The organism is Pseudogemmobacter humi, assembly GCF_900609055.1.
In the GTDB taxonomy this organism is placed as follows: domain Bacteria; phylum Pseudomonadota; class Alphaproteobacteria; order Rhodobacterales; family Rhodobacteraceae; genus Pseudogemmobacter; species Pseudogemmobacter humi.
Map to the genome: position 1 here is coordinate 1 of NZ_UXAW01000113.1, position 25,174 is coordinate 25,174.

Annotated in this window: 25 protein-coding genes; 8 read left to right on the forward strand and 17 right to left on the reverse strand. The window is 68.6% G+C overall.

What is annotated here, in order from left to right:
• The first annotated feature begins 19 nt into the window (after positions 1-19).
• Complete coding sequence (locus tag XINFAN_RS18940) at positions 20-409, forward strand: ArsR/SmtB family transcription factor (protein ID WP_124088426.1); 390 nt, start codon at positions 20-22, stop codon at positions 407-409.
• 102 nt (positions 410-511) lie between these two features.
• On the opposite strand, the gene XINFAN_RS18945 is transcribed toward XINFAN_RS18940, so the two are convergent.
• The gene (locus XINFAN_RS18945; protein WP_124088427.1) at positions 512-2,020 is read right to left on the reverse strand and encodes a malonate--CoA ligase; all 1,509 of its coding nucleotides are present in this window, start codon (positions 2,018-2,020) and stop codon (positions 512-514) included.
• A 138-nt stretch (positions 2,021-2,158) separates the two neighbouring features.
• Between XINFAN_RS18945 and XINFAN_RS21865 the strand changes: the two genes are divergently transcribed.
• Positions 2,159-2,326, forward strand: a complete 168-nt coding sequence (locus XINFAN_RS21865; RefSeq protein WP_160144664.1) for a hypothetical protein — start codon at positions 2,159-2,161, stop codon at positions 2,324-2,326.
• Here XINFAN_RS21865 and XINFAN_RS18950 read toward each other — a convergent pair.
• From XINFAN_RS18950 to XINFAN_RS19010, 13 genes are all read right to left on the reverse strand, one after another.
• Positions 2,295-3,104 (reverse strand): division plane positioning ATPase MipZ, encoded by an 810-nt coding sequence (locus tag XINFAN_RS18950; RefSeq protein ID WP_124088428.1) that lies wholly within the window; start codon positions 3,102-3,104, stop codon positions 2,295-2,297. The genes XINFAN_RS21865 and XINFAN_RS18950 overlap by 32 nt on opposite strands.
• An 83-nt stretch (positions 3,105-3,187) precedes the next feature.
• Positions 3,188-3,553, reverse strand: a complete 366-nt coding sequence (locus tag XINFAN_RS18955; RefSeq protein WP_160144665.1) for a hypothetical protein — start codon at positions 3,551-3,553, stop codon at positions 3,188-3,190.
• Positions 3,554-3,632: 79 nt separating this feature from the next.
• Positions 3,633-3,854, reverse strand: a complete 222-nt coding sequence (rpmE, locus tag XINFAN_RS18960; protein WP_124088430.1) for a 50S ribosomal protein L31 — start codon at positions 3,852-3,854, stop codon at positions 3,633-3,635.
• Between the two features lie 14 nt (positions 3,855-3,868).
• Positions 3,869-4,243 (reverse strand): 50S ribosomal protein L19, encoded by a 375-nt coding sequence (gene rplS, locus XINFAN_RS18965; RefSeq protein ID WP_124088431.1) that lies wholly within the window; start codon positions 4,241-4,243, stop codon positions 3,869-3,871.
• A 458-nt stretch (positions 4,244-4,701) separates the two neighbouring features.
• Positions 4,702-5,514, reverse strand: coding sequence for a tRNA (guanosine(37)-N1)-methyltransferase TrmD (gene trmD, locus XINFAN_RS18970; protein ID WP_124088432.1), 813 nt, complete (start codon positions 5,512-5,514; stop codon positions 4,702-4,704).
• A gap of 42 nt (positions 5,515-5,556) precedes the next feature.
• Entirely contained in the window at positions 5,557-6,543 is a 987-nt protein-coding gene (locus XINFAN_RS18975) for a hypothetical protein (RefSeq protein ID WP_124088433.1), read from the reverse strand.
• A gap of 232 nt (positions 6,544-6,775) precedes the next feature.
• Positions 6,776-7,285 carry a ribosome maturation factor RimM gene (gene rimM / locus XINFAN_RS18980; RefSeq protein WP_124088434.1) on the reverse strand — a complete coding sequence of 170 codons (510 nt, stop codon included), beginning with the start codon at positions 7,283-7,285 and terminating at the stop codon, positions 6,776-6,778.
• Positions 7,278-7,457 carry a hypothetical protein gene (locus tag XINFAN_RS18985; protein WP_124088435.1) on the reverse strand — a complete coding sequence of 60 codons (180 nt, stop codon included), beginning with the start codon at positions 7,455-7,457 and terminating at the stop codon, positions 7,278-7,280. The genes rimM and XINFAN_RS18985 overlap by 8 nt, the downstream gene beginning before the upstream one ends.
• A gap of 11 nt (positions 7,458-7,468) precedes the next feature.
• The gene (gene rpsP, locus XINFAN_RS18990; RefSeq protein WP_124088436.1) at positions 7,469-7,822 is read right to left on the reverse strand and encodes a 30S ribosomal protein S16; all 354 of its coding nucleotides are present in this window, start codon (positions 7,820-7,822) and stop codon (positions 7,469-7,471) included.
• 44 nt (positions 7,823-7,866) lie between these two features.
• Positions 7,867-8,160, reverse strand: coding sequence for a chorismate mutase (locus tag XINFAN_RS18995; RefSeq protein ID WP_124088437.1), 294 nt, complete (start codon positions 8,158-8,160; stop codon positions 7,867-7,869).
• Positions 8,160-8,696 carry a GNAT family N-acetyltransferase gene (locus tag XINFAN_RS19000; RefSeq protein ID WP_124088438.1) on the reverse strand — a complete coding sequence of 179 codons (537 nt, stop codon included), beginning with the start codon at positions 8,694-8,696 and terminating at the stop codon, positions 8,160-8,162. Before XINFAN_RS19000 ends, XINFAN_RS18995 begins: the two co-directional genes overlap by 1 nt.
• Before the next feature lie 244 nt (positions 8,697-8,940).
• Positions 8,941-10,461, reverse strand: a complete 1,521-nt coding sequence (ffh, locus tag XINFAN_RS19005) for a signal recognition particle protein (RefSeq protein WP_124088439.1) — start codon at positions 10,459-10,461, stop codon at positions 8,941-8,943.
• Positions 10,462-10,760: 299 nt separating this feature from the next.
• Positions 10,761-12,422, reverse strand: a complete 1,662-nt coding sequence (locus tag XINFAN_RS19010) for an alpha/beta hydrolase (RefSeq protein WP_160144666.1) — start codon at positions 12,420-12,422, stop codon at positions 10,761-10,763.
• Positions 12,423-12,591: 169 nt separating this feature from the next.
• Here XINFAN_RS19010 and XINFAN_RS19015 point away from each other — a divergent pair, with 169 nt between their 5' ends.
• The 3 genes from XINFAN_RS19015 (at position 12,592) to XINFAN_RS19025 (ending at position 15,487) form a co-directional block, all read left to right on the forward strand.
• Positions 12,592-13,479 carry a LysR family transcriptional regulator gene (locus XINFAN_RS19015; protein ID WP_124088441.1) on the forward strand — a complete coding sequence of 296 codons (888 nt, stop codon included), beginning with the start codon at positions 12,592-12,594 and terminating at the stop codon, positions 13,477-13,479.
• Positions 13,480-13,486: 7 nt separating this feature from the next.
• On the forward strand, positions 13,487-14,395 hold the full coding sequence (locus XINFAN_RS19020; RefSeq protein ID WP_435530881.1) for a DMT family transporter: 909 nt from the start codon (positions 13,487-13,489) through the stop codon (positions 14,393-14,395).
• Between the two features lie 303 nt (positions 14,396-14,698).
• Entirely contained in the window at positions 14,699-15,487 is a 789-nt protein-coding gene (locus XINFAN_RS19025) for an inositol monophosphatase family protein (protein WP_124088442.1), read from the forward strand.
• 220 nt (positions 15,488-15,707) lie between these two features.
• Here the strand turns inward: XINFAN_RS19025 and XINFAN_RS19030 are convergent, their stop codons facing one another.
• Entirely contained in the window at positions 15,708-16,448 is a 741-nt protein-coding gene (locus XINFAN_RS19030) for a rhomboid family intramembrane serine protease (protein WP_124088443.1), read from the reverse strand.
• Between the two features lie 213 nt (positions 16,449-16,661).
• Positions 16,662-20,102, reverse strand: coding sequence for a bifunctional proline dehydrogenase/L-glutamate gamma-semialdehyde dehydrogenase PutA (gene putA, locus XINFAN_RS19035; RefSeq protein ID WP_124088444.1), 3,441 nt, complete (start codon positions 20,100-20,102; stop codon positions 16,662-16,664).
• Between the two features lie 105 nt (positions 20,103-20,207).
• On the opposite strand from putA, the gene XINFAN_RS19040 reads away from it, so the two are divergent.
• Both XINFAN_RS19040 and XINFAN_RS19045 read left to right on the forward strand, forming a co-directional pair.
• A complete protein-coding gene (locus tag XINFAN_RS19040; RefSeq protein ID WP_124088445.1) occupies positions 20,208-20,669 on the forward strand; it encodes an Lrp/AsnC family transcriptional regulator in 462 nt (153 codons plus the stop codon).
• Between the two features lie 94 nt (positions 20,670-20,763).
• A complete protein-coding gene (locus XINFAN_RS19045) occupies positions 20,764-21,420 on the forward strand; it encodes a nuclear transport factor 2 family protein (RefSeq protein ID WP_124088446.1) in 657 nt (218 codons plus the stop codon).
• A 168-nt stretch (positions 21,421-21,588) separates the two neighbouring features.
• Here XINFAN_RS19045 and XINFAN_RS19050 read toward each other — a convergent pair whose 3' ends face one another.
• Complete coding sequence (locus XINFAN_RS19050; protein WP_124088447.1) at positions 21,589-22,032, reverse strand: GNAT family N-acetyltransferase; 444 nt, start codon at positions 22,030-22,032, stop codon at positions 21,589-21,591.
• Positions 22,033-22,209: 177 nt separating this feature from the next.
• On the opposite strand from XINFAN_RS19050, the gene XINFAN_RS19055 reads away from it, so the two are divergent.
• Complete coding sequence (locus XINFAN_RS19055) at positions 22,210-23,853, forward strand: vWA domain-containing protein (RefSeq protein ID WP_124088448.1); 1,644 nt, start codon at positions 22,210-22,212, stop codon at positions 23,851-23,853.
• Positions 23,854-25,174: the final 1,321 nt, after the last annotated feature.

Genomic DNA, 25,174 nt, shown 5'->3' on the forward strand with positions numbered 1-25,174 from the left:
CCCGGATACTGCGGCCCTGATGTCCGGCACCCCCGCCCCGCAACACCCCTCTCAGCGGCTCGACGCCGTTTTCGCCGCCCTCGCCGATCCGACGCGGCGGGCGATCCTGTCGATGCTGCTCGAAGACGACATGGCGGTGACCGACGTGGCCGAACCCTTCGCCATGAGCCTCGCCGCGATCTCGAAACATCTCGGCGTGCTGGCCGAGGCCGGGCTGATCTCGCGCGAGCGGCGGGGGCGGGTGATCTGGTGTCGGCTGGAGCCCGACGCGCTTCGCGCCGCCTCGGTCTGGATGCAGGGCTTCGGCCAGTTCGAGCCGGTCGATCTGGATGCTTTCGAGCGGTTTCTGGAAACCGAACTGAACGAGGCGCAGACAGAAGTCGCGGACGCCTCCGGCGGGGGTATTTAAGTCAGGGTGAAAGCACAAAAGCGCCGGAAAGCCCTTTCATCCTGATCCAAATACCCCGGGGGAGTCTGCGCAGCAGACGGGGGCAGCGCCCCCCGCGACACCTCAACCGGCGAACCAGTCCCTATAGGTCTCACGCAATATGTTCTTCTGGACCTTGCCCATGGCGTTGCGCGGCAGTTCATTCACCACCACCGCCGCCTTCGGCTGTTTGAACCGCGCGATCCGGCCTGCGAGCGCAGCAAGGATCGCCGCCGGATCGGGCGAGGCCCCCGGCGCGCGGGCGAGGACGGCAAACACCGCCTCGCCGAAATCGGGATGCGGCAGGCCGATCACCGCGCTCTCCAGCACCCCCGGCGCCTCGTCGAGCAAGAGCTCCACCTCTTTGGGATAGACGTTCAGCCCGCCGGTGATCACCAGATCCTTCGCGCGCCCGACGATCCGGACGTAACCTTCGGCATCGCGCCGCGCCAGATCGCCGGTGACGAACCAGCCGTCCTCGCCGAGTTCCTCACGGGTCTTTTCCGGCATCTGCCAGTATCCCGCAAAGACATTCGGGCCGCGCACCCCGATCACCCCGGTCTCGCCCGGTGCCACCTCGCGCCCCTCGGCCATGATCCGCAACTCCACTCCCGGCAGCGGAAAGCCGACGGTGCCGGCGCGGCGCTCGCCGTCATAAGGGTTCGAAGTGGACATGTTGGTCTCGGTCATGCCGTAGCGCTCAAGAATGCGGTGTCCGGTGCGGGATTCGAATGCCCGGTGGGTTTCCTCCGGCAGCGGCGCCGAGCCGGAGACGAAGAGCCGCATATGGCCGGCCAGATCGCGGGTGAAGCGCGGGTCGGACAAGAGCCGCGTGTAGAAGGTCGGCACTCCCATCATCGTGGTCGCCTGCGGCAAGAGGCGCAGCACCTGATCGAGGTCGAATCCGGGCAGGAAGATCATCTGCGCCCGCGCCAGCAGCGCGATATTCGTCGCGACGAACAGTCCGTGGGTGTGGAACACCGGCAGCGCGTGCAGGAGCACATCCTCTGCGGTGAAGCGCCAGAGAGAGGTCAGCACTTCGGCGTTCGACAGCAGATTGCCATGGCTCAGCATCGCGCCCTTCGAGCGCCCGGTGGTGCCCGAAGTATAGAGGATCGCCGCCAGATCACCCGCGCCGCGCGGCGCGGGCGTGAAGCGGGCGGCCTGCCCCGCCATCGCGGCCGCGAAACTCCCCTCGCCCGCGCCGCCCAGCGTCAGCAGCCGCGCGCCATGCCGGGCCGAGACCGGCGCCAGGGCGCGCTCAGACCCGGGATCGCAGAGGAAAACCTTCGGTGTGGCATTGCCGAGGAAATAGTCGATCTCATCTGCCGCATAAGCGGTGTTCAGCGGCAGAAACACCGCCCCGGCCGAGACCGCGGCGGCATAGAGCGCCAGCGCCTCGGGCGATTTCGCCACCTGCGCCGCCACCCGGTCGCCGGGCTCCACCCCCTGCGCGGCCAGCGCATTCGCCGCCCGCGCGATCATCGCATAAAACGCGCCTTCGGTGATCCGCCCGCCATCGGCCAGCAACAACAGATCCCGCGCCCCGTCCGCCAAAGGCGCGAACAAGGCGTCATGCAGCAGGTTCGCCATTCAGAACCCTCCGTTGCGATAAAAGGAAACAGTCTGTCTGTAGCCCTTCGCCGATGGCCGCGGTTTCATCCGGCGGTTGCCACAAACCTGCCCCGGTTCGCGCCGATCCTGGAGGCAGGAAACAGAAGGAACCCGATCATGGCCAAAGCAATCGAGCTGCTGCGGAAACTGACCGCGAAACGGGCCGAGCCTGTCGAAACCGTCTCTGCCTTCGACGAGCGCCTCAGGAAGATGGGCGGCGTGCGTCATGTCTCGGTGTCGCGCGCGGTTCTGTTCAGAACGCGACCTGCACACCAGGAAGCCTGAGCGCGGCGATCAGATCGCGCAATTCCTGCCGGGCGGCGACGTTCGACAGGTTCAGTTGCTCGACGCCGGTGTCTTTCAGATCGAGCAGCGTCAGCCCGCGGGGGAACAGTTCGCGGAAGATCACCCGCTCGGAGAAACCCGGCGCCACCCGAAAGCCGATCCGGCGCGACAATTCTTCGAGCGCCGAGCCCACCTTCTTCTTGTTGTGCATCTGTTGCGCGCCAAGCCGGTTGCGCAGCACGATCCAGTCGATCGGCTTCAGCCCCGCCTGCGCGCGCAACTGCCGCGCCCCCCAGACCATCTCGGCATAGATCGACGGCCCCCTGACCTTGCCGGTGTCGGGGTCGATCCGCGCCAGCAGGTCGAAATCCACGAAAGAGTCATTCAGCGGCGTGATCAGCGTATCGGCCAGCGAATGGGCGATCTGGCTCAGGCGGGTATGGCTGCCGGGGCAGTCGATCAGGATGAAATCCATGACCGGATCCATCGCCGCCACCGCCGCCGTCAGCCGCTGGTCGAACGGGTTCTCGCCGGGGGCGAGCGTCGCCGGATCGACCTCGGGCAGGTCGCGGTAATCGGGGCCGGGCAGATCGAGGCCCGCTTTGGCGAGAAAGGCGCGGCGGTTCTCGACATAGCGACCGAAGCTCTTCTGCCGCAGGTCAAGATCGAGCGCGCCGACGCGGTGGCCCATCCGCGCCAGTGCCGTCGCGACATGCATGCAGGTCGTGGACTTGCCCGAGCCGCCCTTTTCGTTGCCCACGACAATGATATGCGCCATATGCCCTGCCCCCTGCTGGCCTCGCCTCCTCTATTGGCAAGGACCCGCCGAAAGGGGAAGAGCTTTCTTCGCAGAAAACCCGCTCAGCAGGGCGGCCGAGTCGGGCCGCAGGGCAGATACCAGTTGCAATACTGGGCTCCCCCGGCGGGGAAGAGGCCGAGGCAGACCCGCCCGTCCGGCGCGCGCCAGAGCCTCGCTTCGGCCTGTCGCAGTTCCCCGGGCACGACCGGGTTGTCCGGCGCCGTATCCTCCGAAAACAGATGAATCGCATCGGGCGCGTGGCCGGTCACGATATAGGCCGGATCGAATTCGGCGTCCTCGCTTGCGCCGCGGATCAGCAGGATCGCCCCACCGCTCCGCGACTCGAAGCGGATGGGGCGGACCGCACAGATCGCAGGATCACCGCCCTCCCGGAAAAAGTCTCCGGCGAAGGGCGCGAAACCCGGCACCTGCGCCCGGGCCGGGGCCGCAGCGGCGCAAAGCAAAAGGGCGCATCCGAAGATGCGCCCCTTGTTTCTCTGGCCCGGATCAGAAACCGAGGCCGGCATACTTGTTTTTGAACTTCGACACACGGCCGCCGGTGTCCATCAGCTTGGCCGACTGGCCGGTCCAGGCCGGATGCGCCAGCGGATCGATATCAAGCGACAGCGTGTCGCCTTCCTTGCCCCAGGTCGAACGGGTCTGGTAGGTCGAGCCGTCGGTCATTTTCACTTCGATGAAGTGATATTCGGGGTGAATGCCCTCTTTCATCGCTTCGGCTCCTCTTATTCGGATTTGGCTTTGTAGGTGCTGTCTTCGGCGATACGGGCCGACTTGCCGCGGCGCGAGCGCAGGTAATACAGCTTGGCGCGACGGACCTTGCCGCGGCGGACCACTTCGATCGAGTCGATATTGGTCGAATAAAGCGGGAAGACGCGCTCGACACCTTCGCCGAACGAGATCTTGCGCACGGTGAACGAGGCCGCGAGGGTCGCACCGCCGCGGCGCGAGATGCAGACGCCTTCATAGGCCTGCACACGCGAACGGGTGCCTTCGGTCACTTTATAGCCGACGCGAACGGTGTCGCCGGCCTTGAAATCCGGGATCTTCTTGTCGAGGGTGGCGATCTGCTCCGCCTCGATCTGTGCGATCAGGTTCATCGCGATACTCCTTATGCCTGCGGTTCGTTCCGCAGAGGTGATCCTCGCCGAGAGCTCCTGGTCTTCGCCCGGATCCCTGCGCCGCTTGCGCGGCCGGTCCGCCGGAGGGTCGGTTCGGTTGACGCTTCTGCCGCCCCCGCCCGCCCCCGCCGAAGAAGACGGTTCGATCGCGCAAAGGGAATCGGATCCGGCGGGCTTTCGCCCCGGACCCCGGGCGTATAGGCGCGCGGCGCGCCCGGGTCAAGCGCCGCGCCGATGGCGCCCCGCGGAATATCCGCCCCTTGGGCGCGGATGCCTACGGCGAGGATATTCAGGGCAGGATGAAAGCCCGAACGCTCGCCGTCAGACCAGCGGCGGATGCCTCCGGCGGGGGTATTTGGATCAGGATGAAAGCCCATTTCACCTTGATTTAAATACTCTGGGGGTGAGCGCGGAACGCGCGAGGGGGCAAGGCCCCCTCAGCCCCCTTTCCGCCCGCGGAACGTTTCCCACAGATCGGGGCGGCGCTCGGCGGTGATCTTTTCCGCCTCGGCGCGGCGCCATCTGGCGATCTCGCCGTGATTGCCCGAACTCAGCACCGGCGGGATTTCGTGGCCCTGCCAGAGCGCGGGCCGGGTGTATTGCGGGTGCTCCAGCAATCCGTCGGAGAAGCTCTCCTCGACCGCCGATTCCGCATTTCCCAAGACCCCGGGCAGCAGGCGGACCGTCGCGTCCAGCACCGCCTGCGCCGCGATCTCGCCGCCGGTCATGACGAAATCGCCGAGGCTCACCTCCTCGATCTGCCAGTGGTCCAGCACGCGCTGGTCCACCCCTTCGAAACGGCCGCAGAGCATGGTGATCCCCGCCCCCGCGGCGAAGCGGCGGGCCGTGGCCTGATCGAAAGGCCGCCCGCGCGGCGAGAGATAGACCAGCGGCCAGGCGGCGCGGGCCTCGCCCGCCCCCTCCATTGCGGCGGTCAGCGCGCGGTCCACCACATCCGGGCGCAGCACCATCCCGGCGCCGCCTCCGGCCGGCGTGTCGTCGACATTGCGATGCCTGCCCTCGCCGAAGCCGCGCAGATCCAGCGTCTCCAGCCGCCACAGCCCCTGATCCAGCGCCTTGCCGGTCAGCGACAGCCCGAGCGTGCCGGGAAAAGCCTCGGGGAACAGGGTGATCACACGGGCATCGAAGGCGCCCCGGACGTGGCGCTCTTCCATCAGATCGCGCGGCCTCATACTGGCGCGGATCGACAGTCTGCCGTGGCTGCGGGGCGTCTCGGGGGTATCGTTCATGCCCCCGGGATTAGCGGCAATCGCGGTGCGGCGAAAGAGGGCTCAGGCGCCGCGCGCCGCCGGAAGCGGCGCGGGCGCGAAGACCCGCGGCGCGGCGGCGGCGGCGGCACGCAGGGGTTTCTCTTCGGGCACGGACGCCTCCTCATGCGCGCGCAAGGCCGCGGCAAGAGTGTCGAGCGCCCGGACCGCCGCATCGCCGGCGCAGTCCGCGGCCAGATCGGCGACCACCCGGGCAGGCGGAAAATGAGCCGCCGCCCCGGGGATGCGGCGCAAAAGCGCCGCGCCGCGCACCGCGAGCAGCGCTAGCAGATCCGGCGCCGCACCCGCCGCCGCAAAGGCCGTGCGCAACTCGCCGGGCACCGCGCATTCGGGCTGCGGGCAGGGATCCGTCGCCCGCAGGATCACCGCGATGCGCAGCGCCTCATGCTGCCCCGGAGGGGCGCCATCCAGCGCCTCCGTCAGCGCCGCCAGCCGCGCCCAGACATCGCCGGTGTCGAGAAAGCGGTCGAGATGCCCGACCATGACCTCGGCCTCGTCTCCGACCCGGTTCGAGAGCGCCAGAAGCAAGGCGAGGGCGTCATCCGCCACCGGCGCGGGCGGCCTGGCGCCGCTCCGGCGGGCGCGGATGATCAGCTCGTCGATGGTTTCATCGCTTTCCAGCGACAGTTCCGGGTTCCAGACCAGCCGCATCAGCGGCAGCGCAAGGAAGGACACCGCCACCGGCAGAAGCGGATGGAACATCGGCAGAAAGCCCATCACGCCGCCGAGGCCGCGCCCCACACCGAACAGCACCGCAACGAACAGGGTCTGGCTGAGCAGCAGCGTCAGCGCCGCGCCCCAGGCCGGAAACGTCAGCCATTCGCGCGCCTCCTGCGGCCAGCGGTGCGGGCGCAAAAGCACCAGCCACAGCATGAAGATCGAGACGAAAGGCACGACCAGCGCCGGCCCGTAGCCCGCCAGCCCGCCAAGCAGCGGCCCCATGTAAAGAAGTGCCGTGGCCGCCTGAAGCATTCTCATCCGGTTGCGCATGTCCCGCTCCTGTTCGCGGCCCCGCCCGCCGGGCCGGTTGCTGATCCCTCTCCCGCCGGTCGGCCCCCCGTGAAAAGGCGCTCCACCGCAGGCTGACGGGCACAGCTATCCAGCCGCGCATGGCAGAATGATGGCGCCGCCAGGGCGAGGATTGAAATGCGCTAACGGCTTCACCCGGCGTTTGCGGGCGATCCGGCCCGCAATCCGCGGCGGGAGGCAGGAGCGTCGCCGCTCAGCCGAGGCCTTCGGGAAGGTCGGCGATCAGCAGGCCGCGGGCAAGATCGACGGTCGGCACATTGGCGCGGGTGAAGGGCAACAGCAGCGGTGCGGGCTTGTCGGCCTGGCGGATCTCCAGGAGATCGCCCGCCCCGTGGTTGTGCACCGAGAGCACCCGGCCAAGCGTGGCCCCCCCCGGATCGCGCACCTCAAGCCCGATCAGATCGGCATGGTAGAATTCGTCGTCCGGCAAGGCGGGCAGCCGGTCGCGGTCGGCGTAGAGGCCGGTGCCTTTCAGCGCATCGGCCGCCTCCTTGCTGGTCACACCCGCGAGTTTCGCCCCCAGCCCCGCGGCCACCGGGCGGGTGAGCGTGACGTGGAAGCTGCGGCTGCCGTCTTCGGTCCACAAGGGCCCGTAGGCGGCGATGTCGGTCGGCTCGGCGCAGTAGCTTTTCAGCCGCACCTCGCCACGAACGCCGAAGGCTCCGGCGATGGAGCCCACGCAGATCCGGTCCGGTTTACTCATGGACGGCCCCCTTGTCGCAGCCTTCACAGATGGCACCACCCGGCGCCGTGGCGCGTTCGACCTGCATCCCGGCCCAGAACGACCCGGCGCAGAGCGCAAGCGTGATCAACCGGCGCACGAGACCGAGGCCCGGCAGACCGGCGACCCCGAACGGGATCGCCAGAAGTTTCACCAGCGAAAAGATTACTCTTCCGCCGGAGCCGCCGAACGGGCGGCTTTCTTGGCGGCGCGCTCGGCCATCGCCTTGCCCGGGACGGCCGATTTCGGATTGTTGCGGACGGCCTTCTCGCGCGCGCCGGCGGCTTCCAGGAAGCGGGCGACACGGTCGGTCGGCTGGGCGCCCTGCGAGATCCAGTGCTGGATGCGCTCGATGTTCAGCACGACGCGCTTTTCGTCGTCTTTCGCGAGCAGCGGGTTGTAGGTGCCCAGCTTCTCGATGAAGCGGCCATCGCGCGGCATGCGCGAATCAGAGGCCACGACCGAGTAGAACGGGCGCTTCTTGGAACCGCCACGGGCGAGACGGATTTTCATAGCCATTTTGTATCTCCTTCAGATGGCTGTGAGGCGGACCCGGGGCCCGCTCATTTTTGCAGTTTCTCGTGATGCCTGATGACTTCGGAAATGATGAAGGTCAGGAATTTCTTGGCGAACTCCGGGTCGAGCCGGGCCTCTTCGGCCAGCCGCTCCAGCCGTTCGATCTGCCGCGCCTCGCGCGCGGGGTCCGAGGGCGGCAGGTCGTGCCCGGCCTTGAGCCGGCCCACGGATTGCGTGTGCTTGAACCGCTCGGCCAGGGTGAAGACGAGGATCGCATCCAGCCGGTCGATCGACTCGCGGTGTTCCTTCAGCAGTTCGGCGGCGCGGGCGGTGACGTCCATCACGGGCTCTCTTTCGCTGCGGGCGGCGCGGCGTGGCGCCAGAGCGTCACCGGCTTGCCGAAAACCACGGTCTCGGGGCCGGGCATGGCGCCCAGACGGCGCGCGACCGCCTGCGAGCGCGGGTTGTCGCGGGCGATCAGGCTGATGGCGTCAGTCCAGCCGAGCGCGCCGAACGCATGATCGCGGATGGCGAAACCGGCCTCGGTGGCATAGCCCATGCCCTCATGCTCTGGCGACCAGAGGTTCCAGGCCAGCTCCGGCCCGGGCCAGCCGGGCGGGTTCAGATGGCCGGCGAGGCCGATGGTCTCGCCGCTGTCGCCAGATGTGACGGCGAACAGGCCGAAGCCGTTCAGCACCCAATGACCGATGATCCGGGCGAAGCTCCGGAAGGCCTCGGCCTCGTCCACGGGCCCGCCGGTAAAGCCCGAACGCGGGCTCGCCATGTAAGCGGTGAAGCCGGGCAGATCGCGGGCCTCGGGCGCGCGCAGCACGAGGCGCAGGGTGGTCAGCACGGGGGTGCCCGAGAGCCGGATCATGCCGCGGCCCTCAGATCGTGCCGGATCGCCACATCGCCCGGGTCGATCCCCGGCCGAGTGGCGTCGGACGCCCGGATCCCCGAGGTCTGGCCGCAGGACTGCAGCCCGCCTGTCGACCGGCAGCGGCCAGAGGCGTGAAAAGCCGTGCGATGTCCAAAATCAAACATTTTCGGCATGCGCAGCCGCAAAGCCCCGGCCCCAGGGACCGGCGCTTGCGAAAATGCGACATTTGCCGAAAGCAGGGTCATTTCTTGCGCATCATCCCCGACAGGCCCGCAGGCAGGGTGACGCCGCGCGGCATCCCCGGGATCGCGCCGCCGCCGAGGCCCGGCAGGCCGCCCATTCCCCCCGCGCCCTGCTGCATCCCCTTCGCCATCTCGGCCAGTTGTTCGGGCGACATTTTCGACGGGTCGGGCATCCCGGCCTTGCCGGTGAACTGGCGGATGATGTTCTTCATCATCCCGCCCTTGCCCATCTTCTTCATCATATCGGCCATCTGCTTGTGCTGTTTCAGCAGCCGGTTCAGATCCTGAACCTCAAGCCCCGCCCCCGCCGCGATCCGCTTCTTGCGGCTGGCCTGAAGCATGTCGGGATTGGCGCGTTCGCGTTTGGTCATCGAATGGATCAGCGCGATCTGCCGCCGCAGCATGGAATCGTCGATCCCGGCCTCGGCCGCCGCAGCCTGGTGTTTCGCCATGCCCGGCAGCATGCCCATCAGCCCCTGCATGCCGCCCATCTTGAGCATCTGCTCAAGCTGCATGCGCAGGTCGTTCATGTTGAACATGCCCTTGGCGAAACGCTTCGCCATGCGCTCGGCCTGTTCGGCCTCGAAGGTCTCCTGCGCCTTCTCGACCAGCGCCACGATGTCGCCCATGCCGAGGATGCGGCCGGCGACGCGCTCGGCATCGAAAGTCTCGATGGCGTCCATCTTCTCGCCGAGGCCGACGAAACGGATCGGCTTGCCGGTGACGGCGCGCATCGAAAGCGCCGCGCCGCCGCGGCCGTCGCCGTCCATCCGGGTCAGCACCACGCCCGAAATGCCGACCTTGCCGTCGAATTCGCTGGCGACATTCACCGCGTCCTGGCCGGTCAGGCCGTCAACCACCAGCAGCACCTCGCGGGGCTGGGCGATGTCGCGGACCGACTGCACCTCGTCCATCAGCACTTCGTCGATGTGCAGACGGCCGGCGGTGTCGAGGAACAGCACGTCATAGCCGCCAAGGCTGGCCTGGGTCTTGGCGCGTTTCGCGATCTGCACCGCGGATTCGCCCTTGACGATGGGCAGGGTGTCGACGCCGATCTGGCCGCCGAGGATCGCAAGCTGCTCCATCGCCGCCGGGCGGTTGGTGTCGAGCGACGCCATCAGCACCCGCTTGCCCGCGCGATCCTTCAGCCGCTTCGCCAGTTTCGCGGTGGTGGTGGTCTTGCCCGAGCCCTGAAGCCCGACCATCAGAATCGTCGCGGGCGGGTTGTCGATCTTCAGCGCATCCGCCTGCCCGTCGCCCTGAAGCACCCGCACCAGTTCGTCATGGACGAATTTCACCACCATCTGGCCGGGGGTGATGGATTTCGTCACCGCCGAGCCGGTGGCCTTTTCCTGCACCCGCTTGATGAAATCGCGCGCGACCGGCAGCGAGACATCGGCCTCCAGCAGCGCGACCCGCACCTCGCGCAGCGCGGTGAGAACGTCGGCCTCGGTCAGCGCGCCCTGTTTCGTCAGGCGATCGAAAACGCCGCCAAGGCGTTCTGACAGGCTTTCAAACATCGGCGACACTCCTGTTCGGCGGTCGGGCGGTGGACGGATCCGCCCCGATGTGGGGCGGCGGCGGGGGCGGGCAAAGCCGGGCGGCACCCGTGGGCGCGAACGCGCTGACGGATGGCGATCCCGGGCCACGCCCAAGGGACCGGAAGCCTGTGCCTCCGGGGAATTGATCCGGGCGATACGCCTCTCGCCCGCGGGAGTCAAGGAAAACGGCGCGTCCCGCCCGCGCGACGCCGGAGTTTTGAAAAACTCCGGCCCGGAGCCTTTGAAGGCTCCGGCACGATTTCTTCAAAGAAATCGTGTCAGATCCCCTCCGCCGCGAAGATCTCTTCCAGCGCCCGCAGCCGCCCGGCCTCCCATTCGGTGCCCAGCACCTCATTCCAGGCCGCGAGATAGTCGCGCGCGGCATAGACATGGCCGTGGCCGGGCGGCGTGCTGGTCGCGGTCATCATATCGAATCCGAGTTGCAGGAAGGTGATCACCGGCCACCAGCGCAAAGATGGCGTCACATCCGGCCCGCGCGGGCTTTTCAGCCAGTCGGGCGCGCGCCAGAGCACGCCGGTGTTGAAAAAGGCGATCGGGTCCGAGGGATATTCCAGGAAGACCATCCGCATCGGCCCCCAGGGCGCATAGTCGCGGCCCGTCTGCGGCTCTTGCGTCATCACCCGGATCGCCGCCCCGTCGCGGTAGCGCGGCGCCCAGGCCGGGCTGTCCGCTCTGCGCCCCGCCCGCAACTGCTGCCAGCCGCGCATGGCGAAGGGCGGCCCGACCCAGAGCGCGCCCTGCGGCGGGTCCGACAGCAGATCGGGCCAGCTGATCGGCAATTCGCCGTTCCGCGCCCCCAGCGACAGGCCGAAGAGATAGAGCTTCGGCCGCGTCTCCGGCGGCAGGCTACGCCAGTGGCCATGGATCTCGCGAAAGACCGCCGTCGCGGTCTCGGCGCCGTATTCCGGCTGCAAAAACAGCGACATCCAGCTTGGCAGGTAGGAATATTGCACCGCCACCACCGCAACGTCGCCCCCCGTAAGATGGTCGAGCGGGCGCATCCCGGCCGGGTCCATCCAGCCGGTGCCGGTGGGCGTGGCGATCACCAGGGTGCCGCGCTCGAAAGCGCCCACCCGCAAGGCCTCGGCCAGCGCCAGCCGCGCGCGGCTTTCGGCATCGTGGGCGTTGTTCAGCCCGACATAGATGCGCAAAGGCTCCTGCGCCGCGCCGCCGCTCAGCCGCCCGATCCCGTCGGCCGCAGGCGGGTCGAGCACCCATTGCCGCCCCGCCGCCCCCAGCCCCTCCCAACTGGCGAGCGAGGCCGGGCTGCCGGATTTCAGCGGATCGCCGGGCGGCGCCTGCTCGGGGGGGATCAGCGCGTCCAGCGCCGCATAGGTCTCGTCCAGCGTGGCCAGCACCCGGCCCAGCACCATGTCGTTGCCCACCGCCCAGAACAGGGACAGCGCCGCCACGATGCCGATCAGCCTGGCCAGTCTGCGCGGCACGAAAGCCTCAAGCTGCGCCGCGATCACCCGCCAGAGCCTGCGAAACAGCCGCCCCGCCAGCACCAGCAGCGCCGCCAGCACCGAGGCCACGCCAAGGATCGTCAGCGGGCGGGCGCTTTCCACCGGGGGGATGCCCATCACCGCATGGATGTCGTTCTGCCAGCCGGTCACGCTCAAAAGCGACCAGAGCAGCGCGGGCAGCGCGACGATCAGCGCCAGCAGCATATAGCGCCGCAGCCGGCCGGGGCTGGCGGGCGCGGGCTCGAACACCCAATGCCAGAGCGCGACCAGAGCCCAGCCGATCAGATAGCCGGTGGCGAAGCACAGCCCGCCCAGCACCCCCTGCACCAGTCCCGCCCGCGGAATCAGCGAAGGCGTCAGCGAGGCCGCGAAGAACAACGCGCCAAGCGCCAGCCCCGCCGCCGAGGGCCTGCCGGTCAGCCGATGATCCTGCGACGCGCGCCAGCGAAACATGAAAACCTGTCTTACCCTTTGCCGTCCGGCAGCTTTCTCCGCCCCGACCGCCCGCGTCAAGGCGCGGCGGGGGCGCGGAGGACGCAGCGGGGGCACATCCCGCCCCGCCCCCTTGCGCATGCACCGAATCCGTTCTTACCTGTGCGCATCTGCACAGAGGGAAGGCCGCATGGACAACTGGGACGAGATCCGCACCGCCTATCAGGTCGCACGCCTCGGCACGGTCTCGGGCGCGGCCGAGGTTCTGGGCGTCCATCACGCCACGGTGATCCGCCATATCGACGCGCTGGAAAAGCGGCTCGGCACCCGGCTGTTCCAGCGCCACGCCCGCGGCTACACGCCGACCGAAGCCGGGCGCGATCTTCTGACCGTGGCGCAGACCACCGAAGAGCAGTTCGCCCAGCTTTCCTCGCGCATCAAGGGCCATGGCGAGACCGTGCAGGGCGAGTTCATCATCACCTCGGTCGCGGGGCTTGCCGGGCTGCTGGTGCCGGTGCTGGCGGAATTCCAGCGCCTGCATCCGGCGGTGATCGTGCGGCTGATGACCGATATGCGGATCTTCCGGCTGGACTACGGCGAGGCCCATGTGGCGATCCGCGCCGGGGCCGCGCCGGAAGAGCCCGACAATGTGGTCCAGCCGCTGATCCGCATCCGCTACGGGCTTTACGCCTCGAAAACCTATGTCGAGGCGCATGGCAAACCCGCATCGGAACACGATTTCGCCGGGCATCGTTTCGTCACCGCCGAGCAGGAAGGCAGCCGCGCCGCCTTCTTCCGCTGGCTGCGCGAGCGCGTCGCGCCCGAGCAACTGGTGTTCCGCTCGACCGAGCCCGCGGCCTGGGACGCGGCGCTGCATCAGGGCTCGGGGATCGGTTTCCGCCCCGCCTGGGAGGCCGCGGCACAGCCCGATCTGGTTGAGGTTCTGGCGCCGCGCCCGGAATGGGATTCGCCCTTGTGGATCGTGACCCATGTCGATCTGCACCGCACCCGCAAGGTGCAGGCCTTCGTCTCGCTGCTGAAGGAATCGGCGAAATCCTGGCCGCAATGCGCAATCTGAGCGCGCCATGATGACCCGCGACCAATGGCACGGCCATCTGGCGATGCTGGTGTTTTCCCTGCTGGTCGCCGGATCGTTCTCGCTGGGCGCGAGGGCGGCGCCGCTGATCGCCCCCGAGGCGATCACCGCGCTGCGTTTCCTCCTGGCGGCGCTGCTTCTGACGGTGGCGGCGCGCGCGGGCGGCGGCCTGCGGCGGCGCGATTTCCGTGCGCCTTGGCGGTATCTGGTGCTCGGGCTCGCAATGGCCATCTATTTCGTGCTGATGTTCGAGGGGCTCAAGACCGCCAGCGCCGTCTCGACCGCCGCGGTCTTCACCATGACCCCGCTGATCGCCGCCGGTTTCGGCTGGCTGCTGATGCGCCAGCATCTGACGCCGCGGATGGCGCTGGCGCTGGCCACGGGCGCCTTCGGGGCGCTCTGGGTGATCTTCCGCGGCGATATGGGCGGGCTGATCCGGCTGGAGATCGGGCGGGGCGAGGCGATCTATTTCCTCGGCTGCGTCTCGCATGCGCTTTACACCGCGCTGGTGCCGCGGCTGAACCGGGGCGAGAGCGCGCTGACCTTCACCGCAGGCACGATGATCGCGGGGAGTGCGCTGCTCGCGGTCTGGGGCGCGCCCGCGCTGATCGCGCTGGACTGGGGGGCGGTGCCGGGGATCGTCTGGATCACCCTGGCCTATATTTCGGTGGCGGCGACGGCTGTCTCGACCGCCTTCGTGCAATTCGCAGCGCTGCGGCTGCCGGCATCCGGGGTGATGGCCTATACCTATCTGGTGCCGGGCTGGGTGATCTTGTGGGAACTGGCGCTCGGGGGCGCCGCCCCGCCCCCGGTGGTGGCGTTCGGCGTGGCGCTGACCGCGGTCGCGCTGGTCCTCTTGCTGAAAAACCAACCCGCAAGGACAGGGTCTGCCGAGTGAATTGTTTTATTTCATAAAATTTTATAGTCCCGGACGGAGTTACCCCGGGGCCCCACCGGGAGGCCGGGAAAGCCGGGCGGGCAGCGACCCTGAATTCTGCCTTGTTGACCCCATATCATCACCGCGACCCGAAACAGTCGCTTTGTCCTCCCCCTTCCCGGCCTCCGGCGCGGCGCTGACCGGCGTATCGGCCGCCGGGCGGGGCCTGAGGGGCGGGCCATGCCCTCGCCCCTTCCCTTCCCCGGGCTTTCACTGTAAGGCGCTTGGGTTCCAGCCAAAGCCCGAAAGACCCGGAGTCCGCCCATGCAGGGAAGCGCCAACCTGAACCTGATGATCAAGGCCGCGCGCAAGGCCGCGCGCTCGCTGATCAAGGACTTCCGCGAGGTTGAGAACCTCCAGGTCTCGGCCAAGGGCCCCGGCGATTTCGTCACCAAAGCCGATCAGGAGGCCGAGCGCATCATCAAGGAGGATCTCCTCGGCGCGCGCCCGACCTATGGCTGGCTGGGCGAGGAAACCGGCGCGCGCGCGGGCGAGGATCCGACCCGGCGCTGGATCGTCGATCCGCTCGACGGCACCACCAACTTCCTGCACGGCATTCCGCACTGGTCGGTCTCGATCGCGCTGGAACACAAGGGCGAGATCGTCTCGGCGGTGGTCTATGATGCGCCCAAGGACGAGATGTTCTATGCCGAGAAGGGCGCGGGCTGCTGGCTGAACGACAACCGCCGCCTTCGGGTCTCGGGCCGGCGCCATCTGCATGAATCCCTGTTCTGCACCGGCGTGCCGTTCGGCGCGCAGAAGACGCTGCCGGCCACGCTGAAGGATCTGTCCCTGATGATGCCGGGCAGCGCCGGGATGCGGCGCTCGGGCTCGGCGGCGCTGGATCTGGCCTGGGTGGCGGCAGGCCGCTACGAGGGATTCTGGCAGCGCGAGCTGAAAGCCTGGGACATGGCGGCGGGGATGCTGCTGATCAAAGAGGCCGGCGGCATGGTCGAGGGCATCCGCGAGGGCCAGGACCCGCTGGAAAGCGGCTCGATCCTTGCCGCGAACGATCAGATCTTCGGACAACTGACGAAGATGATGCGCGGCTGAGCCGCCACTGATCCGGCCCGGCCCGGGAGTGGCGGCGGAAAGGTCACCGCTTTCGGCGCCCGCCTTGCGAAATTTCATGCCGGCGGCTCATCCGGTGTTTCCTCTGCGGCCATGTCGGCTCAGGGGTGGTCTTTCACACGGTGCCCCCTGGCGGAACGCTTGCGGGTGATCCGCCGCGCCGCAATCCGGGGGGCCATGGTGCGACGCCTGGAAGGCCGCGCTAGCGGCGCCCGACCTTCGGAATGTTGCTCTTCGCCAGCGGCCAGGCCGCATCGGGACACGGCGGATGGCCCTCGGTGCGGCGCCAGTAGCCGGAGCCGCCGCGCCGCAGCCACAGGGGCAGCGCCAGCCCCACGCCCGCGAGGAAACCGCCGATATGGGCGAACCAGGCCACGCCGCCTTCGGCCGTGGGCGTGGTCAGGCCCGAGAACAGCTGGATCCCGAACCAGACCCCCAGCACGATCCAGGCCGGCAGGGTGAAGATCCTGAAAAAGATCACGAAGATCAGCAGAACATCGACCTTCGCGCGGGGATACAGCAGAAGATATGCCCCCATCACCCCGGCGATCGCCCCCGAGGCCCCGACCATCGGCACCTTTGATCCCGGGTCCGGCAGGATCTGCAAGGCCGCCGCCGCCAGCCCGGTGGCCAGGTAGAACAGCAGAAAGCGGAAATGGCCCATCTCCTCTTCGAGATTGTCGCCGAAGATCCACAGAAACAGCATGTTGCCGATCAGATGCATCCAGCCGCCATGGAGGAACATATGCGTCAGCAGCGTCTCGGCGCGGTGGAGCGACAGCGCGCTGTCCGGAACCAGGCCCCAGTTGTAATAGAACCGCATGAGCCACAGCTCTGACGCGCCGGGAAAATAGGCGAGGAACACCAGCACATTCGCGACGATCAGCGCGATGGTGACGAAGGGGAGCCGCCCGGAAGGGTTGTGATCGCGGATCGGAAACATGGCGCGAGCCTCGCGCGGGCGGAGGCCGCGGTCAAGGCGGGTCTTGCGGGTGGCGCGGAAGGAGCGGGGGGCTTTCTGCCCCCCGGGCGCCGCGCGCGGCGCCTCCCCCCGAGGGTATTTCGGTCAGGATGAAAGGTATATCGGCGCATGGGGGCGGTATGGCGCCACGCCCGGAACGAGGGTGGGACGCGGCCCGGGGGCCGCGCCGATGGTTTACTGCCCGGCCACTTCGGACAGAAGTTTCGCATTGCCGCCCGAGGCGGTGGTGTCGATGCAGACATGGCGCTCGATCAGCGCATGGCCGCGGTCGGGGCGTGCGGTGATCAGGGGCAGGATCGGCCCCTGACGTTCCGCCAGCGCCAGCGCATAGCCGCGCGCGGCTTCGGCCTCGCCCCAGTAAAGCGCCGCGCCGAAACCTTCGAGCCGCGCGAGCGCCGGGGGCGCGAGGTCGGGCGCGGCCACCGCGAGGCCACCGAGCGCCGCCACTTCCGCCGCCTGGGCCTTTGCCACTTCGGAGCCGGGGCCGAGGCAAAGCACCGGCGGGCGCGGGAAATGGCCGAGCCGGTTCGATTCGCCCGTGGGCCCGGGCAGATCGGCGGGTTCGGGCGCCGCGGTGGCGGTGGCGGCTTTCAGCGCGGCGGAGACCGCGGCTTCCTCAGAGGCCGGGCCGGGCATGCCCTGGACGGGAGCGGCGGCGACGGTGAAGCGCGGCAGGTAATCCGGGCCGCCCGCCTTGGGGCCGGTGCCCGAAAGCCCCTCGCCGCCGAAGGGCTGGCTGCCCACCACCGCGCCGATCTGGTTGCGGTTGACGTAGATGTTTCCGGCGTGGATGCGCTCGACGAAATGCTGCACCCGGTCGTCGATACGGGTGTGCAGGCCGAAGGTGAGGCCGTAGCCGGTGGCGTTGATCTCCTGGATCACCTTGTCGATCTCGCCGGCCCTGAAGGTGGCGACATGCAGCACCGGGCCGAAGATCTCGCGCTCCATCGCGGCGATTCCGGGCACTTTGATCACCGCGGGGGCGGCGAAAGTGCCCTGGCCGGGCACCCGGCAGTCGCGGATCAGCCTGCCGTCGGCGCGCGCCGCCTCGGTATGGTCGCGGATCACCGCGAGCGCCCCCGCGTCGATCACCGGGCCGACATCGGTCGACAGCAGCACCGGGTCGCCGATCGAGAGTTCCTCCATCGCACCCCCGAGCATTTCCAGGATCACCGGCGCGATATCCTCCTGGACGTAGAGGCAGCGCAAAGCCGAGCAGCGCTGGCCCGCCGACTGGAACGAGGACGCGATGATATCGCGCACCGCCTGTTCCGGCAGCGCGGTGGAATCGACCACCATCGCGTTCATCCCGCCGGTCTCGGCGATCAGCGGCGCGCCGGGGGCAAGGTTTTCGGCCATCGCACGGCGGATCTTCAGCGCGGTCTCGGTCGAGCCGGTGAAGGCCACGCCGTCCACGCGCGGGTCCGAGGTGAGCCAGGCCCCCACGTCGCCCTCGCCGGGCAAGAGTTGCAGGGCGGTCGCGGGCACCCCGGCCTGATGCATGAGGCCCACCGCGAGAGCGGCGATCAGCGGGGTCTGCTCAGCCGGTTTCGCCAGCACGGCATTTCCGGCCGCGAGGGCCGCCGCGATCTGGCCGGTGAAGATCGCCAGCGGAAAGTTCCAGGGGCTGATACAGGCGAAGCGGCCGCGGGCGGGATGGGTCAGGCCGGTGGCGCCCGCCGCGTAATAGCGCAGGAAATCCACCGCCTCGCGCAGTTCCGCCACCGCATCGGGCAGGTTCTTCCCGGCCTCGCGCGCCAGAAGCGCGAAGATCGGGCCGAAATTCGCCTCGTAAAGATCGGCGGCGCGGTTCAGCGCCTCGGCCCGGGTGGCGGCGTCCGTGGCCCAGGGCTCGGCCAGTCTGAGCGCAGTGTCCACATCGGCGCGGGCAGCGGCCAGCACCTGGCCCACCCGCGCGCCCGTCGCCGGGTTGACCACATCGCTGCGAAGCGCGCCCGCCGGACGGCCCGCCAGCATCGGCCCGGCCTCGGCGAAGCTGTCGAGATGCGGCACCATCGCCGCCCCGATCCTGCGCAGATCGGCGCGGCTGGTCAGATCCCAGCCCTGCGAGTTCCTGCGCCCCGGGAAGATCTGCGGCCCCGGCGGCACCGCGGGATTCTCCTTCGGCGAGACGCCTTCCATGAAGGTCAGCGGGCAGGCGGCGACCTCTTCGGCGGGCACGCTTTCATCGACGATCTGGTTCACGAAGGACGAGTTCGCCCCGTTCTCCAGAAGCCGCCGCACGAGGTAGGCCAGCAGGTCGCGATGCGCGCCCACCGGGGCATAGATCCGGCATCTTGTGCCTTTATCCGACAAAATCAGGTCGTGCAGCCGCTCTCCCATGCCGTGGAGACGCTGAAATTCGAACATTTCCGGGGTGACGCCGGCCTCTGCCGCCATGTCCAGCACCGCGGCCACGGTATGGGCATTGTGGCCGGCGAATTGCGGATAGATCCGGTCGGTCATGCCCAGCAGTTTGCGGGCATTGGCGATATAGGAAACGTCGGTCGCCTGTTTGCGGGTGAAGACCGGGAAGCTCTCCAGCCCCAGAACCTGGGCGCGTTTGATCTCGGCATCCCAATAGGCGCCCTTCACCAGCCGCACCATGATCTTGCGATCCAGCCGGGTCGCAAGGTCATAAAGCACGTCGATCACCGCCGCGCAGCGCCGCCCGTAGGCCTGGACCACCACGCCGAACCCGTCCCAGCCGGCCAAAGCGCGATCCTCCAGCACCGCGGCGATGACCTTCAGCGACAGATCCAGCCGGTCGGCCTCTTCCGCGTCGATGTTGAAGCCGATCCCGGCCGATTTCGCCAGCCCCGCCAGCGCGCGCACCCGCGGCACCAGTTCGTGCATGACGCGGGTCTCATGGGCGACCTCGTAGCGCGGATGCAGCGCCGAGAGCTTGACCGAGATCCCCGGATTGGCGCCGATGTCGCGGCCCTTCGCCGCCCCGGCGATCGCGGTGATCGCGCGGGTATAGGCGAGGTGATAGCGCCGCGCGTCGGCCTCGGTCCGCGCGGCTTCCCCCAGCATGTCGTAGCTGTAGGTGTAGCCTTTCGCCTCCAGTTCCTTCGCCCGGGTCATGGCCTTCTCGATGGTCTCGCCCAGCACGAACTGGCGGCCCATCTCCTTCATCGCCCGGGTGGTGGCGGTGCGGATCACCGGCTCGCCCAGGCGGCGGATCGCGCCGCGCAGATGGCCCGCGATGCCGGGGCCGCGCTCGTCCAGCACCTTGCCGGTCAGCATCAGCGCCCAGGTCGAGGCGTTCACCAGCGACGAGGCCGAATGCCCGAGATGCCGCCCCCAGTCCGACGGCGCGATCTTGTCCTCGATCAGCGCGTCCATGGTGGGCGCGTCGGGCACCCGCAAAAGCGCCTCGGCCAGACACATCAGCGCGATGCCCTCATCGGTCGACAGCCCGTATTCGGCGAGGAAGACCTCCATCAGCCCCGGCTTCGCGCCTGAGCGGATCCGGCGTACGAGCTCTGCGCCCGCGCCCGCGATCCGCGCCCGGGCGGCGCCGTCCAGCCGGCAGTCGTCGATCAGTTTCGCGACCAGCGCGGCCTCGTCGGCGAGGCTGTCGTCGGCGACCACATCCCAAGGATTCTTCATGCGCGGCTCCTGTGTATTTTGCCCATAATACACCGGAACATGAAGGCGGTTTTCCTGATTATCGAAATATGCTAAGCCATAATGACCACAAATAAGGAGTTTCCCATGCCAGCCGTCCAGGCCGATCTCGACCGTTTCGACCATGCGATCCTGCGGGTTCTGGCGACCGAGGGCCGGATCAGCGCGGTGGAACTCGCCCGCCGGGTGGGGCTGTCGAAAAGCCCGGTCCAGGCCCGGATGAAACGGCTGGAGGAGGACGGGGTGATCGCGGGCTACCGCGCCATCCTCGATCCGGTGAAGATGGGGCTGGCGCATGTCGCCTTTGTCGAGGTGCGGCTCGACGACACCCGCGAGGCGGCGCTCCAGGCCTTCAACCGCGCGGTGCTGACCGTGCCCGAGGTCGAGCAGTGCCATATGATCGCCAGCCGGTTCGACTATCTGCTGAAGGTGCGCACGGTGGACATCGCCGATTACCGCCGGGTGCTGGCCGAACGGATCAGCGCGCTGCCGCATGTGGCGCAGACCTCGACCTATGTCGCGATGGAGGCGGTGAAGGAGGCGGTCTGATAAGGCCAGGGCGGGAAATCCCGGCAGTCCAGCCGCCGCCAGGCTTGCCCGGGACCGCATCCGCCCTAGCATGGCGGAAAACCCGGAGACCCCGATGAGCGATACTCCCCGCCCCGAGGCGGTGCCGGTCCTTCACCTGGAGGACGAGCGGTTCCGCGTGACCGAATGGCGCTTCGCGCCCGGCGCCCAGACCGGCTGGCACCGCCATGGCCATGACTATGTGATCGTGCCGCTGACCGACGGGCGGCTGGCGCTGGATCTGCCCGGCGGCGCGCAAAGCAGCGCCGCCCTGAGCCATGGCGTGCCCTATTCGCGCCGCGTGGGGGTCGAGCACAATGTGATCAACGCAGGCGACGCGCTGCTCGCCTTTCTTGAGGTCGAGGTGGTGGACGATGCGCAGGCCGCCGCGCGCCGCGCCCTGCTTGAGCGGCTGATGGCCTGTTTCAACGCCCGCGATCTGGCCGGGCTGATGGGCTGCATGGCGCCGGACTGCGCCTTCCATGCCTCGGATGGCACCCTCCACCAGGGCCCCGAGGCCGTGCGCGCCGCTTATGCCGCCTTGTTCGACGCCTTCCCTGACGCCGCCTGGACCGAGGGCGCGCATGTCGTGGCGGGCGAGACCGGGCTTTCCTCCTGGCGCTTCCTCGGCACCCGGCGGGACGGCACGAAACTGGACCAGCGCGGCTGCGACATCTTCACCTTCGATGGCGATCTGATCGCGCGGAAAGACAGCTACCGCAAACCGGGCTGAGGCCCCCTCCCCGCGCCCGACATGCGCGAATCCGGGCGCACCGGCGGCCCTCGCCGCCCGGCCTGCCTCTTTCACCCTGATCAAAATACCCTGCGGGGAGGTCCGGAGGGGTGCAAAACCCCTCCGGGGCCGGCCAGGGACACCGTCCCCGGCCGAATGTCGACCGGCTCAGCGGTTGTAGCGGATGAAGGGCGTGACCTTCGCGATCCGGTCGTAAAGCTGGCGGGCGGTGGCGTTGAAATCCTGGGTCAGCCAGTAGACCGCGGGCGCGCCTCGGGCGTCGGCCTCGGCATAGACCGCCTCGATCAGCCGCCGCCCGAGGCCGGTGCCGCGCGCTTCGGGCGCGACATAAAGATCCTGGAGATAGCAGACATCCTCGATCTTCCAGCCATGGCGGTGGAACAGATAATGCACCAGCCCCACCGGCTGGCCATCGACCAGCGCGATCAGCCCCGAGAAATCGCGCGGATCATCGCCCAGAAGCCGCGCAAAGCTGCTCTGGTAAACCTCTTCGGGCACCGAGGTCTGGTAGAACTCCAGATAGGCGGTCCAGAGCCGGCGCCAGTCTGCCTCGTCGCCGGCGCGCAGCGGGCGGATATCGATCTGCGGCAAGGGGGCCTCCGGGTGTGATTGCGGGGCCCAGCCTGGCGAAAGCCGCGCGGGCCGCACAGGTCCAGTTCCGCTGTGCGGATAGCGCCAGCGGCGGGCGCGATCAGCGCGCTTGCTCCGACTCGGCTCCTCGCTCAGAGTTGTGCCCCTGACGGCCGTGCATTTTTCCCGGAGATTTCGATGAACCTCCTTCGCGCTCTCGTTCTTGCCCTGGGCCTTACCGCCGTACTCCCCGCCTTCGCCGAAGGCCGCTCGATCATCGTGCTCGACGCCTCGGGGTCGATGTGGGGCCAGATCGACGGCCGCGCCAAGCTGGAGATCGCGCGCGAGGCGCTCGGCACCGTGCTCTCGACCCTGCCCGCCGAAACCGAGATCGGCCTGATGGCCTATGGCCACCGCGAGAAAGGCGATTGCGGCGATATCGAACTGGTGGTGCCGCCCGGCAAGGGCACCGCCGCGGCGATCGTGGCGGCGGCGCAGCAGATGAAATTCCTCGGCAAGACGCCGCTGACCGCGGCGGTGCGCCAGGCGGCGGCGGATCTGCACTCGACCGAAGAGAAAGCCACCGTCATCCTGATCACCGACGGGATCGAGACCTGCGAGGCCGATCCCTGCGCGCTCGGGCGCGAGCTTGAGACCTCGGGCGTGGATTTCACCGCCCATGTGGTGGGCTTCGGCCTGACCGCGGACGAGGGCCGCGCCGTCGCCTGTCTGGCCGAGAACACCGGCGGAAGGTATATCCAGGCCAGCGATGCGGGCCAGCTGGAAGCGGCGCTGAAAACCACCGTCGCGGCAGAGCCCGAGCCCGCCCCGCCCCCGGAGCCCGCGCCCGCGAAGCTCGACCGCAACATCGACCCGGTCCTCTTGCTGACCGAAGGCGGCAAAGAGCCGGAGATCGCCGCCGATGCGATTTTCGATTTCTACCCGCTCACCGACGAGGGGCCCGCCGCGGACCGCACCCATACGCTTTACGGCAACAGCGTCGAATATCTGGCGCCCGGGCGCTATCTGATGAAGACCCGCCTGCACAAGGCCACCACCGAACAGGAGATCGAGGTCACCGACAGCGAACTGGCGCAGCCGGTGGCGGTGCTGGATGCGGGGCTCCTGCGGCTGCGGGTGCTGGCGAACGAAGGCGGCGAGCCCGACGGTGACGCCTGGTTCGAGATCCGCGGCCCCGGCGACATCGTGGAAAGCGGCTACGGCAAGGCGACGGTCGTGCTGCCCGCGCAGGAATATGCGCTGAGCCTGCGGCTCGGCGCCGCCGAGGTCAGCCAGAGCTTCGTGATCGTGGCGGGCGGGGAACTGGTGAAAGACGTGGTGATGGGCGTCGGCGTGGCCGCCTTCAGCGTGGTCTACGCCGCAGATGCCGCGGTCTCCGACGGCGATCTGCACACCGAGATCTTCGAGGCGAAGACCGACCTGGAGGGCAACCGCAAATCGCTGACCTATGCCTGGGGGCCGGATGCGAAATTCGACCTGGCGCCGGGAGAGTATCTCGCCGTGGTTTCGCTCGATGCGGTGCAGGCCCGGATTCCGCTGACGATCCGGGTGAACGAGCGCAGCGAGATCCGCGTCGACCTCCAGGCCGGAGTCGCCGCTTTCACCACGCCCGGCGACGAGCTGATCGAGGTGCTCTCGGCCGCGAAGGACATCGAAGGCAACCGCAAGCAGCTGGCTTACGGCTACGGGCCGGAATGGCAGACCGTCCTGCCGGCGGGCGATCTGGTGGTGCGGGTGGAGAAAGACGGCACCGCCTCGGAAACCCCGGTCACGGTGAAACCCGGGGAGCGACTGGAACTGTCGCTGAAAGCGGCACCCTGAGCGCCACGGGCTGCCCCCTGCCCGCCCGGTCTGCGCCCCGCAAGGAATGCGGCCGGGCGCAGTCCGCTTCACCGGCAGGCCGGGTGCGCAGCCCCCCGCGCGCATGCCTGGCACCTTCGCCTCCCGGCAAGGTCCCGCATAGAAGGTGGGAGCGTGCCCGGCCAGAAAGCCCGGCCGTGAAAGCGGCACATTCTGCCGCCCGTCAGCGAGACGACGGTTTCCGGTCGCCGGGGCAAGGCCGCCCGGAGCAACCCGCGTGCCTGCCGGAAACACCGGACCCGCCTACGCAAAAGTGCATACTTCTCTGCCGCGGGCCGGATTGCCCGCTCTTCCGTAGCCCCCGAGGGCCAGCGAAAACTGCGAGGCCTTGCCGTCCGCGCCCCATCTTCGCAAAAGCGCATACTCCTCTGCCGCGCGCCGGATTGCCGCTCTTCCGTGAGCCGGACGGGATCTGCCAGGAAAAACTGCCAGGGTCTTCCCCGTCAGCGCCTGCATCGAAGACCGCGATCCCATCCTGTGCGGCAGCAGATACGCGGCCCGGGGCGCCGATATCAGACAGGAGAGCCGGGAGACCTCTCTCCGGGGGACAGTGATGCGGTCAGTTCCCGGCAAAAGCGCGCGGTGGAAGACGGCCCGGCAAAGCCGCGCTCCGCTCTCTGACGGGTGGCCGGGGCAGAGATGTCCGGGCCGGCGGGTGGTGCGGACGACGGGACTTGAACCCGTAATTCCTTGCGGAAGGCAGATTTTCATCCCACTTCGGCTTTCGCCGCCGCCCCCGTTCCGGGGCCGTTCGTGGGCTGGACTGTCCCTTTGCCATGGCCATGCGGTTTCCCGGCAAGGCTACAGGCACCGCCCGTCCAGTCTCTACACCTTCCCGCGGGACTGACTGCCCGCGGGCTTGGCTCGGGATTGGCGTGGGGCCCGGAGGCCCGTTAGCTTTCCCCGAATTTGAGCGGTTCTGCACCGGAGGTTTCCCCCCGGGCACTCCAATCGTCAAAGTCTGCTGCGTATACCAGTTTCGCCACGTCCGCCCGGCCCGCCTGGCCCGGCGCACAAGCTCTAACCGATCGCGAAACGATTCGGCACCCCCGCCGCGCAGCGCGACGACGACCGACAGCAACGAGCGCGCGGCCCGGAGAGACGCCCCCCGCTCGGGTGTCAGCCCCGCCCCACCGGCACCCGGGATCCGGCATCGCGGGCGGCAAAACCCGCGGGGGATGGCCCGAGGCGGCGTCGGCGTTTTCCCGCGCGAAGCTGGTCCCGGCCCGGCGCGCCGTTTCGATATGCCCCCGGCAACCCGCAGAACCACCCAGGGATTGAT